Origin of the sequence: Psychrobacter namhaensis, assembly GCF_016107545.1 — a bacterium.
Classification (GTDB): Bacteria; Pseudomonadota; Gammaproteobacteria; order Pseudomonadales; family Moraxellaceae; genus Psychrobacter; species Psychrobacter namhaensis.
Genome location: NZ_JABASS010000004.1, coordinates 173,378 through 187,899, shown reverse-complemented (window position 1 = coordinate 187,899; position 14,522 = coordinate 173,378). Strand labels below are relative to the sequence as shown.

Here is a 14,522-nt window from a genome sequence, read left to right as displayed (position 1 = left end):
TCGTAACGCATAAAAATACCCCATAAGTTGTGTCCAACTTATGGGGGTCAGTTCAACTTTGGGGCTTTTGCCTTTGGATTTACAGGCTTAGCTGTCGCTGTCTGTATTATCCGACTCTAGCTTTTCAGCTTGCGTCGGTTTTTTATGCTCCGTTTTAGGCTTGCGACTGCGTGCCTTTGGCACTTTTGGGGTGGTTAAATTAAACATACCGGTCTGTGGTAAAAGCTGCTCTGCCACATTCTCGATCATGTTTTTGTAGCTGGCAATCGTAGTTTTCGATTTGGCCGCTTGATTTTCTTCTTTAGTAGGTTGTTCTACTTCAGAGTCAGCCGCTTGCTTGGTCTCTTCAGCGGAAGCAGACTCCACATCATTACCTTCGATATTTGTCTCTGCTGTCTCCGTATGCTTTACCTCAGAAGTTTCATCATCAGCATGCTCGTTAGACTCTTGTGTTAGCGCTTGATCTGCCTCTAATAGCTGTTCGCTATCAGCACTGATATCGTCAGTCTGCGCTTGATTGGCAAGCGCCGTTGCTTCAACGTCATGGGCGGCAACGTTATTCTCAGCGTCCTTTTCAGAAGGAACGCTTAAGACCGCTGGCTCCTGATAGTCCGGATGCTGCCCACGTGGATCATTACTTGCGCGTTTGCTAATCGCGCGTGGTTCAACGTCCGTTTTGCCTTGTGCCGCTGCAAACTGACTGACAGCCTGAGTCATCGCTTCAAAGCGTGCTAGGTAGTCCACGGCTAATGGCTGATAGCCGTAGTTGCTAAAGTCAAAGCTCTGACTAGCCATCTCGTTGTTACTCACCGTGCTATCAACGTTGGTATCGTTATCAGCCATTTTTGCTTTTTCAGCATACAAGGCAATAGTATCGATAAAGCAGCTAATAACCCCATCTTCTGCTAAGCGAGTATGCGCTTCTGGTAAGGTTGCACGAATAAACTCACCCACTGTACCGCGAATAGTCGGCACACTCACCGCTGCTTGCACTTTTGCTTGTGGCTGTTGCGCGGCCTGTGACTGCGTCTGCTGACTGCGTACCACACGAGGGTCGTTTTTGGCTTGACCAAACTTCTCGGCGGTCACGTAGCGCGCCGCAAACAGAGCTTCATGTGTCAGCTGAAGCGCTGAATTACTTGTCTTGCTAGGCTCTACTGCACTGTCATTGTCCTGAGTGTTTTTGGCCTTCTCACTCTCGTTAACGTCATTGGCCACGCTCGCTTCCTGAGGGTGCGTTGGCGTGCTATCGACTTTAGCATTGGCTTTATTTGAGCTCTCAGCTTGACTGTTCGTCTTGTGTTTAGATGCTGGCTGCTCATCTACTGCAGACTTTTTGTCATCAGCATCCGTATTATTAGCATCGTGATCAGTTTTTGGTGCGTTATTTTGCCCGTTATCTGCACGAGCGCTGCTCTTACTCTCATCAGTCTTGGCCTCATGGTTTGCTACAGCGTTTTTGTCTGTAACTGTTGCATCAGAGCCGCTTTTATCAGCACTTTTCTCATTCGAGCTTTGCTTGTCATTGCCTTGCTGGTTAGCCTGCTGCCGAGTAGTAGGCGCTTTTGTGACGTCCTCTTTCGACGTCTCACTTGCTGGGCTTGGTTGCTTAGTAGATTGAGACTTGCTCTGTGATGATTTGCTGTCATCTAAAGACAAATGCACAACTTCGGGTGATTTAAGCTCAACCGGCGCTTCATTGACTTGTAGTACGACTTCGTTGGGGTTTTGATTGCGGCGGGCGTTCGATTGATTCTTGCTGCCGTTAGTGCCTGTAGTCGCCTGCTGGTTATGTTGTTTCACATTGTCAGCGGTTAGCGTCTCGCCGCGCTCCAATTTACCGCGTGAGCCACGTTGGCTATGCGATTTACGCTTAGCACGTGTCTGCTCATCGGCGGTATTGCTGTCTTTATCCTCAGAGTGGTTGCGCTCGTTTGCGTTGCGTTTACTATTTTGCTGGTTACGATTGCGATCATTAGTACGCTTGTTATCCTGCTGACGTTTGTCTTGATTGTCAGAGGTTTTGTCATCAGCGTTACTTACATTGGCAGTTGAACCGTTGTTTTCGGTACTGCCATTCACGTCATTGCCGGTCTCATCCGCTTGCTCTTTTCTTTGACGCGGCTTAGAAGATCTAGACTTACGTGGTTTACGTCTTCTTCTGTCTTCATTATTGCTATCATCAGTGTTGCTGTCTGCGCCACGACGCGCCTGCTGACGATTGGCATTACTCTCCGATTGTTGATCGTCATTTTTTTGAGTGTCGTTGTGCTGAGTGGCCTGCGCTTTATGTGGGGCGTTATTCAGCGCACTACTATCAACTTGTCCAAATGACCCTAAGCTTTGTGCGCCTGTATTGACTAGCGCTTCAATGGCTTCTGCTGCATCACTGCTACTCACGCTAGGTGTCGTTGTGGCTTGCGGCGCTTGAGCAAACAGATTAGACAACCAAGCAACGGCTTGTGGTTGGGCACTGGTCTCAACGCTAGCCGGTTGCGTGGCGACTGGCTTGGCAGGTGTGGCAACACTTTGATTTTGGTGGGCTTGCGGTGCACGCGTCGATGAAACACTGTTGCTATTTTTATGGTTACGTTGATCGTTACGATGATCAACTGAGCTACGATCAACCGAGCTGTTTGATTTATTGGCAGCTTTACTGTCCGCTACTTGACGGGGCTGGCGGGTTGGCTGCTGTTCTGGGCGCTCTTTTTCAGCGGTTTGCCAATCCACATTGTAGCCAAGGTCGCTGTGTTCTTGCTGCTGAGTATCGGTAATACGCTCATAGCTTGATGGGGCAAAGCCATCGCGGTTGAAGTGTAACTTAAAGTTTGGTGACTCTAAATGCGCGTGTGGCAAGATAGTAATACGGGTACCACTGTCTTGCTCAAGATAGACTAGGCTGTCGCGTTTTTCATTTAATAAAAACGCTGCGATGTCAGTCGGTACTTCTGCTTGCACTTCACCTTGACGTTCTTTTAGCGCGATTTGTTCAATCTGACGCATAATCGATAATGACAATGAGCGCAAGTCACGAATCATGCCGTTACCGTGGCAACGCGGGCAGATATAACCCGTTGACTCTTCTAATGATGGGCGCAAGCGTTGACGGCTCATTTCCATCAAACCAAACTTAGAGATGTCACCAAACTGGACGCGAGCACGATCGTACTTAGTAGCATCAATCAGTCGTTTTTCAACTTCTTTTTGATGCTTGTTATCATTCATATCAATAAAGTCAATGACGATCAAACCGCCCATGTCTCGTAGACGTAGCTGGCGGGCAATCTCATCGGCTGCTTCTAGATTGGTGTGGTAGGCGGTCTCAGCGACATCTGAGCCTTTGGTGGATTTGGCTGAGTTAATATCAATAGAAACCAGTGCCTCAGTTTGGTCAATAACGATGGAGCCGCCTGATGGCAGACGCACTTCACGCTGATAAGCGGTTTCGATTTGTTTTTCGATATTAAAGCGTGAAAACATCGGCTCATAATCGGTGTATTTGCGCAGTTTTTCTGCTTGCTTTGGCATGACGGCATCGATAAAACCTGCCGCTTCGATATAAGCGTTTTCATTATCGATCCAAATCTCAGCAATATCATCACGCAGATAGTCGCGGACAGCACGGGTGACGACGCCTGCTTCTTGATGAACCAAACGCGGTGATGGATATTTTTGGTTTTGTTCTTGGATGGCTTGCCAGATATTGAGTAGATGGTTCAAATCGTGCTGTAAGTCTTCTTGCGTTTTACCAATACCAGCGGTACGAATAATAACGCTCATACCTTTTGGCAAATCAAGGTTGCTGAGCATCCGCTTCATGTCTTCGCGCAATTTGCCCGAGATTTGACGAGAAATACCACCACCGCGAGGGTTGTTTGGCATTAGTACCAGATAGCGTCCCGCTAATGATACGTAAGTCGATAGCGCAGCGCCTTTATTACCGCGCTCTTCTTTTTCGACTTGGACGATGAGCTCGTCGCCTTCTTTGATCAGTTTTTTGATGTTTTCATCACGAGGATTGCCGCTTAAGTATTCGGCTGAGATTTCACGAATCGGTAAAAAACCTTGGCGCTGTGAGCCATATTCGACGAAGACCGCTTCAAGTGACGGCTCGACTCGAGTTACATGCCCTTTATAGATGTTGGATTTTTTTTGTTCACGGGTACGGTTTTCTAAGTCGAAATCGTACAGATGGTTGCCTTTACATAAGGCGACACGAATTTCTTCGTTTTGAGTGGCGTTGATCAAAATGCGTTTCATATTGGTATCCTATGAGTACGCATAACAACGATGAGACGGGCTTTCGGGCGTGAGGGCAAGTAAGGCTAATGTTTACATTAGCATGGATAAATTTTAGTTAACGGTAGAACGTAAATCATGGGTTTTATAAAGCGCGCTGGCTTTTTCAATGGCTTGTTTTTCACCTAGAGTACATGAGCAATGCTAATGTGGAGATAAACGCTATAGGGTGTAAAGCTATGTGTTTATATCCTATTATTGGTAGTTTTGCTTTAAGTACTAATGCATCAGCGTACTATTAAAGGATCAGTAAGTTCTTTCTATTGGTAGCTATGGCAGCGTACTTTGTAAGAGTAGGGCCTGTCAGTTACTGGTTTAAAAATACTGATACTAAAGTAGTATCGTACTGTTGCAATCCTCCATCCATCAAAGTCTAACAATAATCTCGCTGTTGTAAATGCTATTTTATCAAATAGCAGTCTCAGCACTTATCTATTTAGGTGAAGCAATTGGTTACTCTTTATTTATCGTTCTCTTAGGTATAACGTCAATCATATCTTGGGTCTATAGGTTAGGGTGGCAGCTTTAGTTATCAGCGGGGCGTACTTGGCAAACAGAATAAATGACCAAACTATCGGTGTGGTGCTGGCTTATATCTTCTTTATCGTCATCTGTTTGACCACCAATACTTAGGCAGCTATCGACATACTTCTCGATCCTAACGTTAAACCACCTATACTTGCTCAACTGCGCTCGCGTAAAGGACCATCAGATAACTAGGTATTGAATAATAGGTATTAAATAATAAACAGTTATCAAATTAAGTCGTTGTCATGCGGGTTGTGAGTCAATGTAGTGCCATTAGTCGTGTCGTTAAACAGGCGCTTTGCCAAATTTATCAACAATAAACTGATGAACACAAAGGTATTTAGTGTCACTATTTATTTTATGGTACTGATTATTTGATGTTACTCAGTCAACTCAGTACGGTTTCTTTAATTTATGGGGTCATATTTATTAATATCTATAAATGATATCTGTAAATAAATAACGCGCCCTAAAATCAGATGAGGTGCCCAACATCGGCAGGGTATACAGCTTATCCCTCTTTACTAACAAGTCGTAAAAATGGTGATGGGCTGTCTGAGACAACAATGATTATTGCCGCAGCTTCTGCTTAATTGTCGCTCAACATGCTAAACTATAGCAAATCTTTGTGTAAACACCTAACTAAAAATGACGAACTCAAAAATGACTGACGATGCACCTACCCATGAAGCCCCTGCTATTTTTAATAGCAAAACACGCCCACAAAGCGCTGACGATGAAATCAGCAACTTTGGCAAGGTGAACTATCTTGAAGTCACCCGCCATCAGCACGACCAGCGCTTGGATAATTTTTTGCTTAATCGCTTAAAAGGGTTACCAAAATCGCACATCTATAAAATGATTCGCTCCGATGAGGTGCGCGTCAATAATAAACGCTGCAAAGCGCATGATAGAGTACAGCGTGAAGATGTGGTTCGTATTGCCCCTGTAGAGCTGGCAACGCGTGAAAAACCAATCATCAGCACAGAGTTTGCCAAAAGCTTACTGGCACGTGTGGTCTATGAAGATGAGGGCATGCTAGTCCTTAACAAACCTTCTGGTATTGCGGTACATGGCGGTAGTGGCTTGGACTTTGGGGTCATTGAAGCCATGCGTGAAGTGACGGGTAAAAAGTACCTAGAGCTGGTACATCGTATCGATAAAGATACCTCAGGGCTGCTCATGATTTCCAAAAAACGCTCAGCGCTAAAAACGTTGCAGCAGCATCTCGTCGATAAAACCATTCAAAAGCACTATTTATGTCTCGCCAAAGGACAGCCTGCGCTGAATGAGCAACGTGTCGATGCGCCATTGCTACGTTATACCCTTGCCAGTGGTGAGCGCCGCGTCAAAGTAGATAGCCAAGACCCGCAAGCCAAAGAAAGCCAGACGGACATTATCATCCATGATCGTTTTACGCTGGCAGATCAACCGGTCAGTTTGATCGAAGCCAAGCCGTTGACAGGCCGTACTCATCAAATCCGTGTGCATTTGGCTCACATTGGTCACGCTATTTTGGGTGATGATAAGTACAACGTACATGACAAATCAGGCGTCCATCGTCTGTGTCTACATGCGTGGCGCTTAAACATTCCCGGCTACAAGACGATTACCGCACCGCTACCAGAAGATATGGCTGACTGGCTACCAGAGTCAACCACGTTGCCTGAGTAAGCTAGCAACACACGGCTCTTAACCCAAGCTCTCTACTGTTTATTAAGCATTTCTATTTATTAAGCATTCTTATGACACGTCACGACAACTTATTTTTATTAATAAGCCATCGTGACGTTTTTGTATCCGTCTCTATATCCGCCATTTATTATCGCTATTTGTTAAGGTAAATTCATGAGTAAGCCCTCTATCACCAGTACGCCCGCGCCTATTAAAAACTCTCAAATGACAGCCAGTCATGACTTAGCAGACAAAACGTTGGTTATTTTTGACTGGGATGGGACGCTGATGGACTCAATCGGCTTAATCGTTGAGTCCATGCATATAGCAGGAGAGGCGCATGGATTTCAGACCACTGATAAGGCAGTCAAAGGCATTATCGGGCTTAGCTTAATGAATGGCATTGACATCTTATATCCTCAGGCAAGTGACCCGCAAAAGCTCGCCATTCAGCAAAGTTATGCTGATTACTATATTGCTAACAGTCATCGCACCCCATTTTTCGCATCGATAGAAGGTATGTTGCAGACTTTACAAGATAACGGTAAAAATCTGGCGGTCGCCACAGGCAAAAAAAGAAAAGGGCTAGATCGAGTATTAGACGCCTCTCAGAGTCACGACTACTTCATCACGACGCGCTGTGCGGATGAGGCAGGTTCAAAACCTGATCCGCAGATGCTTAACGATATTTTGACTCACACGCAGCAGCAAGTCTCTGACGCGGTTTTTATCGGTGATAGTATTTATGATATTCAGATGGCCACGCAGCTGGGTATGACCAGTATCGCGGTCAACTACGGGACAGCCTCGAAGGCAGAGCTAGCCGCACAAAACCCGACTTATCAAGTGGATACCCCGCAAGCATTAGTAGATTTATTGTGTGGATAGTGCTGGTCTCAGCTGTGGTCAGGTCAACGTAAAAAAAGGATATAGGGGACTGGCATAAATTTTTTGTGGTCTCTGTCAGCAATGCCACAGCAAGCAAGAAAAATTAATGCAAGTCACGCATCACAATGTCGTATATCCACTTTATTGAGCATCGGCTACATTTGAGACCTTAAATGACAAAAAAGGGATTATCGTGTCACGATAATCCCTTTTTTATGACAGGTGATATTTAATCAATGTCTTTTTGCTCACCAGTTTCTTGTGCAACGCCTGCCTGTTCGTTATCGCTATTGTCAGTATCATCGGATTCACTAAGATCGGACTCAATGAGTTTTTCATCATTAAGTTGATAGTCATACCAATTGCCCATCACGCCAGCTAGCTCATCAAGACCTTCTTTTCTTAAGGCTGAAAATAACTGAATGGTGCAGTGTAAGCCCAGTTTTTTGAGTCTTTTACGGGTATTGAGAAGGGCGTTTTTGGAAGCACCGTATTTAAGCTTATCCGCTTTTGTCAGTAAAATGTGGACTGGCAGATCGCCGTCTTTGGCCCAATGCAGCATTTGCTCATCAAAAAATTTGAGTGGATGGCGAATATCCGTCATCAGCACCAACCCTGCAAGGCTTGAGCGTGAAACCAAGTATTCTTCTAGCTCAACCTGCCATTCTTTTTTCATCTCAAGCGGCACAGCCGCATAACCGTAACCGGGCAAATCCACCAAACGTCTATTGGTATCGCCAATACTAAAAAAATTAATCATCTGCGTCCGTCCAGGTGTTTTGGACGAGCGTGCCAATTGACGTTGATTGGTCAAGGCATTGATAGCCGAGGATTTGCCCGCGTTTGAACGACCAGCAAAAGCAACCTCTAACCCCACATCAGGCGGACAAAGACGGAAGGTAGGCGCTGACGTCATAAACTCAGTTTGCTGAATTTTTTGACGGGATTTGGTGTTGAACAATGCATGTTCGGCGGCAACATCTGTAAACGGGGTACTCATAAATGGCTCATTAATCTTCAAGAAATTGGATACGATTGTAAAAGTTTAGCTAGCTGGTTATTAAGGCGATGCGATGGATAAAAAGACGGTAGACAACAAAACGAAAAGGGGTGACTCGTTATAACGATAGGGCGCATTAGTCACAAGCGCAGCCATGTAAAATTAGTGTCCATTCTATACTATTACCTGTCTTACTTATTGAAATAACTGTGATTAACGGCATATAAATAATAGGATAACATTAAAATGAGGCGGTCATACGCAAAGTTATGGTGCTCATCAGAGGGTTACTAAAACCAAACTTTATTTATCTACCTTTACATGACATAAATTGTTACAATGTTTGTTAAACACCGTTTAATGGAATGGTTGATTAAACGGATGACACACCAAAAGGAGGTGTTCTATGTTTTCAATCACCACACGTTTTCGCCAGAGCTTTCGTGCTTTATTAAGTAGCGGTGCGGTATTACTGTTAAGTAGTGCCATGATGACCAGCGCTGGTGCTGCTGATATTGCAACTACCTATGATAACTCATGTGCCGCCTGTCACGATAGTGGCGCACTAAATGCTATTAAAAAAGGTGACAGTGCGAAATGGCAGCAACTGATAAAGCAAAAACGCATGCCAACCCTGATCAACTCAGTAAAAAACGGGATGCCACAAATGCCCGCTGGCGGTCTTTGTAATACCTGTAGTGATGATGATTATCGCAAGCTGATTGAATATATGAGCAAATAGCTCGCTTGCGAATACATTAAACCATATAAATAAAGCGCTGGGTTTAGACCTTTGGCGCTTTTTGTTTTTAGGGCGCGTTTTCGCTCATCGTTAGAAAAACTGGTGGATGCGATGATTAAGTAGGCAAATACTACAAAGTCTTGCTATAATAATCGAAAATAAACCCTGATGTTAGTAAGTACTTTCAGACTGCTTGTGTGCAAGACCTAAAAATATATGCCTGCCTCGCTCATAAAAGGGCAGTTTATACTGGGTATCTTATCAGTACAATCACTCTAAATAATGCTTACGCCGAGCTAGTAGGATTTGTATCAATGAAAAAGTTAATCGCTGCTGCCAGCTTATGCGTTGCAAGTTTCAGCGTACAAGCTGCTATTATTGTTCCTGAGTACGACGTCAATGCTGGTAAGCAAATTGCAGAAACTGTTTGTGCTGCTTGTCATGGTGTGAACGGTGTCAGTGTTGTTCCTGCACAGCCTAATTTAGGTGGCCAAAACGTAAAGTACCTTTACAAACAGTTGGTCGATTTTAAAGCAGGCTACCGCAAAAACGGTATTATGCAATCACAAGTTGCCAATTTATCTCAGCAAGACTTGGCCAATGTGGCAGGTTATTATGCTAGCCAAGCGCCTTGGGGTGTCGGTTTCGGCAATCCTGCGACCACTCAAGAGGCCACTAAGCTGTTCTTAGGTGGTGATAAGTCACGCGACGTCATTGGTTGTGCAGGCTGTCATGGTCCTGAGGCTGATGGTAATGAATGGGCCGCGTTTCCACGTTTAGGTGGTCAGCATGCACAATATATTTCCACTCAGTTAAAACTGTTCCGTGCTGCTGGTCGTGTAGATGATATCGACAGTGATGAGCAAAAGCGTGTCAATGACGCAGCGAAAGAAGGCGAGATGGGCATGATGCAAACTGTAGCGTCGAGATTATCAGATCGTGATATTCGTATCTTGTCAGACTACATAAGCGCCATACACTAATTCATTGGTGTATGGTATGAATAATAAGGCATTTCTTAAGTAAAATGGCTAAGAGCCTTGTCATATATTCATCACTATTTAGTTATTAAACCCCGTTTTCGGGGTTTTTTTATAACTGTTTGTCCCTCATATTACAGAGACACATTTAGCTATAAAAATAAAACCACTGACAGATGCTTATTATGGCTTTGTATGATGGTACATTATTGTTATTCACTTTAGATCGTTTGGATTTGGCTTATGATGATCCGTTATGCTTCTTATTTTATTGCAGCCCTGCTTCCGTTACTGCTGTTTCGTTGGTTTGCCCCTGCGTCCATTGGTGAGATCGATTTTTGGCTACTGTGGCTAGTGGCTATGGTGCTGGTGTCATTGCCAGTCGTGTATGCAGAAATAGCCTTAGCCTATCGTAGTGTCGATGCGCCATTTGCAGGGATGCAAAAGCTGACTCGTGAAGCAGATGCCAGCCCAGCATGGCGTAGCTTTGGTTGGCTAGCGGCATTGGTCTCTATCATTATTGCAGCGTTAGTTGTCTCTGGTGCGAGCACAGGTATCTTGGCGGCATTGACTGAGCTCAATAGCGCTCCTGCTGTACCCAGCTTTGCGATCGCGGCGGGTTTGATGGTGATTGCTGTCTTGTTGAGTTTGCTTGGCGTTGCACCCTTACCGATAGGCTTAGGACTGATGGTCATAGGGCTGTTGCTGGGCGTGGCAAATGGCGTACCTAACATTGATTTTGCCATGACTGATATCAGCTTAACTGAGTGGGCGCGTGCAGTAGCGCTCGCGTTGGTCAGTGTCGGTGCTGGTACAGGCTTATACTGGTTCGGTCAAAACTTAGTGACCAAACAGGTGGTCACAGCGGTAGATACCAACCATCATAATGCGCAAACGCCTGCCAGTAAACAGGCGAAAAATGTGTATCGCGCGACCAAATTGGTACGACCGATCTGGATATTGCAGTTGCTCGTTGGGGGTGTTGCTTTGTTGATGAGTGGCATGTCATTACCACCGATCGGACAGCTGCTATATTGGGTAGGGGTACTGTTTGTGGTCAGCTACTTGCTACATTATAGTACCCAGCAATTGGCCCATAAGTTTGGATTACTGGTCAGTCTGATATTAACTTTTGTATTAGCGTTAGTCTTAGTCGTTGCCATTCCGACCATATGGCTGGTTGGAATTTTGGTCATTATCAGTAGTGTGGCGGTATTATTGTTATCGATTTTTGCGGGTTGGCAGATGAAAATCAGTCATTTGCGCAAGTCGTTAAACTTTGGCAATGAAGCGTTTTATAATTTATGGCGGGTAGCGATCCGTTTGGTCGTGCCATTGGCCCTGCTATTAGCCTTGATAGGTTGGGTGATGCAGTGGGTAAGCTAACGGCTGATGACAGAAAAATAGATAATAATAGTGCTGCGCTTCAGTCTGGGAAAGATGCTCTTATGATCGTGTATTTGGCGTACGCTGAAGATGCCCAGCGTCAGCACTACCTAGCCCTACCAGTCAGCGCGGGCACCAGTTTGTATGAGGCGCTTATGCAAGCAGGCTGGTTAGCAAAGTTTCCAGAGTTGGCAAGGTGGTGTGAAGACGTACTAGATATTGCTACGCCGACTGCTAAGCGCTGGCATGTAGGAATTTACGCACAAAAGCAGCCGCTTAGCTATCGTCTGCAGCCTTTTGACCGTATCGAAGTGTATCGCAGCTTAAGCGCTGATCCCATGTCTCAGCGCAAGAGCAAATCGCGTGGTTAAGTCAGTAACTCTTAAAGCCCGTTGAGCATTTAATATAATTTTAATTACGAAGCTGGCAAGCTCTCTATACCTTCAATGCGATTGACCAGACCTTGATCATCAAAGTAAATAATCAAATGCTGGCTGGCATTTTTGACATCTTTGATACCTTGGCGGCGACCTTCTGTACCGGCTTGATAGTCGTAAATGTAGTCCCAACGCTTAGGCGCAAGCGTGTCTTTAATGGCTGGACTACCAAGGAGGTAAAGAACTTGGTTTTGATTCATACCCACTTGCAGCTTTTGCGCTTGCGTTTGAGTAATAGCAGTGCCTTGTGGCAAATCAATCTTATAAACACTCAGTAATGAGCAGCCAGACATAGCGACAGCAGCGCTAAGTACACTGGTGATGGCAATCTTGCGTAATGCACTTGTAGGGCTTGACGGACGAAAAGTTAATGTCTTTATCATGGTAAGATGACTCATAAGAAATGAATTAGGCGCGGCCAGTGTTATTTGGTGCGAGTGTGACCGACAATCTTGGACAAATGATACGTCATTTACTTGCAATTTCCTACCACTTACGACATTATTTACCAAACGCTACCTGAGCTGTTGGGTTAATTATATTTTAAATTCATAGACTTGCACTGAGAATACTTAACAAAATGACACCCTAGAAATTTACTTAGGTCAAGCGAGTTTAGGGCGGTTAAAACACTTATATTTAATAAAAAATAATCGCGAATGATTGTTTATCTCATATTTTTGGTTCTTTATTTGCTAAGACTGTCACAGTCAGAAGGGATATTATGGCTTCTTTTACCAATCAAGATTTACGTAAAGCAGGATTGAAGGTTACGTTACCTCGTATCAAGATTTTAGAGCTGCTTGAGAGCGCTGAGCTGCATCACATGAGTGCAGAAGAGATTTATAAGGCGCTGATTGAACAAGGCGAGGATGTGGGCTTAGCGACTGTTTACCGTGTGCTCACACAGTTTGAGCAAGCAGGAATCGTCGAACGCCACAACTTTGAAAACAATTTGTCGGTATTTGAGATTACTCAAGAAGGACATCATGATCATTTGGTTTGTGATGTGTGTGGCAAGATTATAGAGTTTCATAACGAAGTGATCGAGGAAGAGCAGCTTAAAGTAGCAGAAAAGCATGGCTTTAAATTGTCAGGTCACTCGTTGGTGCTCTATGGTATTTGTGATGATCAAGAATGTAGGGACAGCATAAAAAAATAGTCGCTGCAGGATTTATAGTGTTGGGCCAAACGGAATCGTTGTACGCTGATATCGTTTTTCTTCTACTATACTGGTGCTTAAAACAGAAAAAGCCCTCGTTATGATAATGAGGGCTTTTTTATGACAGCACTTTTTATACGGTCATAACTCACTGATGGCAGGTTTAAAAAAATAGAAAGATCTACCTGATATCCAACGATAAGCCATCGGCCCCTTCATCGAGATTGGCGGCACCGTTTTTGCTACTCAGCTTGATTTTGAGGCGTAAGTCGTTAGGAGAGTCAGCATGGAGAATGGCTTCTTTATAAGTGATTTCTCCTTGTTCATATAAGTCCAAGAGGGCTTGGTCAAAGGTTTGCATGCCGCTATCCCGTGAGCGCGTCATGACATCTTTGATTTCATGAACCTCGCCTTTACGGATATAATCACTAATCAGTTGTGAGTTTAATAAAATCTCAATGGCGGCACGGCGACCTTTGCCGTCAGGTGTTGGAATGAGCTGCTGAGCAATAATGGCTTGTAGGTTCAGTGATAAGTCCATAAATAGCTGGTTATGGCGACTGGTTTCAAAAAAGTGAATAATACGGTCAATCGCTTGGTTAGCGTTGTTGGCATGCAGAGTGGCAAAGACCAAATGCCCTGTTTCTGCATATTGAATGGCGTAGCTCATCACCTCGCGGTTACGAATCTCACCAATTAAGATCACGTCCGGTGCTTGGCGTAAGGTGTTTTTTAGGCCGGCTTCAAATGAGTGGGTATCGATACCCACTTCACGCTGGGTAATAATACAGCCGCGATGCTTATGGACAAACTCAATGGGATCTTCGATGGTGATAATGTGACCGTGAGAGTTTTGGTTGCGATGCCCTATCATGGCAGCCAGAGTGGTGGATTTACCCGTACCCGTGGCCCCAACCAATAAAATAATGCCGCGTTTTTTCATGGCCAGCTCTTTTAGTGCTGGTGGTAAACGCAGCTCCTCGACTGTCGGAATTTTATTCTCAATTTTTCGTAAAATCATCCCTGCCATATCACGCTGTATAAAAGCACTGACCCGAAAGCGTGCCTGTTGTGCCTCATCAGCAATGGCAAATTGACACTCATTCGTCTCTTCAAACTCTTGTTGCTGGCTTGGCGTCATCACCCCTTTCACCAATCTCATGGTCTGCTCAGCAGTCAAAGGCGTTTTGCCCACTGGCAGAATCTTGCCATTGATTTTCATAGAAGGGGCAACGTCAGCGGTAATAAAAAGATCGGAGCCATTTTTATTAATCATTAATTGCAATAGTTTATCAATGTCCATATCGTACCTGTGCTCGATGTAAATCGATTAAAAAATCTAAAATCATGCGTTAAAGATCGCTAATAATGACCAATAGAAAAAGGGCTGTCGTGGCACGCATTTTATATCAATAACGACATATGA

At 44.6% G+C, this 14,522-nt stretch carries 11 protein-coding genes; 7 read left to right on the top strand and 4 right to left on the bottom strand.

Annotated elements, in window-relative coordinates:
- Nucleotides 1-87 precede the first annotated feature (87 nt).
- Nucleotides 88-4,260: an Rne/Rng family ribonuclease gene (locus JFC06_RS05525; RefSeq protein WP_198334264.1), complete on the bottom strand. Its 4,173-nt coding sequence runs from the start codon at nucleotides 4,258-4,260 to the stop codon at nucleotides 88-90.
- A gap of 1,230 nt (nucleotides 4,261-5,490) precedes the next feature.
- Here JFC06_RS05525 and JFC06_RS05520 point away from each other — a divergent pair.
- Both JFC06_RS05520 and JFC06_RS05515 read left to right on the top strand, forming a co-directional pair.
- Nucleotides 5,491-6,501, top strand: coding sequence for an RluA family pseudouridine synthase (locus JFC06_RS05520; RefSeq protein WP_198334263.1), 1,011 nt, complete (start codon nucleotides 5,491-5,493; stop codon nucleotides 6,499-6,501).
- 225 nt (nucleotides 6,502-6,726) lie between these two features.
- Nucleotides 6,727-7,389, top strand: coding sequence for an HAD-IA family hydrolase (locus JFC06_RS05515; RefSeq protein WP_227670218.1), 663 nt, complete (start codon nucleotides 6,727-6,729; stop codon nucleotides 7,387-7,389).
- A gap of 229 nt (nucleotides 7,390-7,618) precedes the next feature.
- Here the strand turns inward: JFC06_RS05515 and yihA are convergent, their stop codons facing one another.
- Nucleotides 7,619-8,389, bottom strand: coding sequence for a ribosome biogenesis GTP-binding protein YihA/YsxC (gene yihA, locus JFC06_RS05510; RefSeq protein ID WP_198334261.1), 771 nt, complete (start codon nucleotides 8,387-8,389; stop codon nucleotides 7,619-7,621).
- Between the two features lie 406 nt (nucleotides 8,390-8,795).
- Here yihA and JFC06_RS05505 point away from each other — a divergent pair, with 406 nt between their 5' ends.
- The 4 genes from JFC06_RS05505 (at nucleotide 8,796) to JFC06_RS05490 (ending at nucleotide 11,868) form a co-directional block, all read left to right on the top strand.
- Nucleotides 8,796-9,131: a c-type cytochrome gene (locus JFC06_RS05505; protein WP_198334260.1), complete on the top strand. Its 336-nt coding sequence runs from the start codon at nucleotides 8,796-8,798 to the stop codon at nucleotides 9,129-9,131.
- A gap of 314 nt (nucleotides 9,132-9,445) precedes the next feature.
- Entirely contained in the window at nucleotides 9,446-10,114 is a 669-nt protein-coding gene (locus JFC06_RS05500; protein WP_198334259.1) for a c-type cytochrome, read from the top strand.
- A 240-nt stretch (nucleotides 10,115-10,354) separates the two neighbouring features.
- A complete protein-coding gene (locus tag JFC06_RS05495; protein WP_198334258.1) occupies nucleotides 10,355-11,497 on the top strand; it encodes a hypothetical protein in 1,143 nt (380 codons plus the stop codon).
- Complete coding sequence (locus tag JFC06_RS05490) at nucleotides 11,416-11,868, top strand: RnfH family protein (protein WP_227685570.1); 453 nt, start codon at nucleotides 11,416-11,418, stop codon at nucleotides 11,866-11,868. Before JFC06_RS05495 ends, JFC06_RS05490 begins: the two co-directional genes overlap by 82 nt.
- Nucleotides 11,869-11,912: 44 nt before the next feature.
- Here the strand turns inward: JFC06_RS05490 and JFC06_RS05485 are convergent, their stop codons facing one another.
- The gene (locus JFC06_RS05485; RefSeq protein ID WP_198334257.1) at nucleotides 11,913-12,332 is read right to left on the bottom strand and encodes an outer membrane protein assembly factor BamE; all 420 of its coding nucleotides are present in this window, start codon (nucleotides 12,330-12,332) and stop codon (nucleotides 11,913-11,915) included.
- 326 nt (nucleotides 12,333-12,658) lie between these two features.
- Here JFC06_RS05485 and fur point away from each other — a divergent pair, with 326 nt between their 5' ends.
- Nucleotides 12,659-13,096 carry a ferric iron uptake transcriptional regulator gene (gene fur, locus JFC06_RS05480; protein WP_193005758.1) on the top strand — a complete coding sequence of 146 codons (438 nt, stop codon included), beginning with the start codon at nucleotides 12,659-12,661 and terminating at the stop codon, nucleotides 13,094-13,096.
- Between the two features lie 181 nt (nucleotides 13,097-13,277).
- Here fur and JFC06_RS05475 read toward each other — a convergent pair whose 3' ends face one another.
- Entirely contained in the window at nucleotides 13,278-14,399 is a 1,122-nt protein-coding gene (locus tag JFC06_RS05475) for a PilT/PilU family type 4a pilus ATPase (RefSeq protein WP_198334256.1), read from the bottom strand.
- Nucleotides 14,400-14,522: the final 123 nt, after the last annotated feature.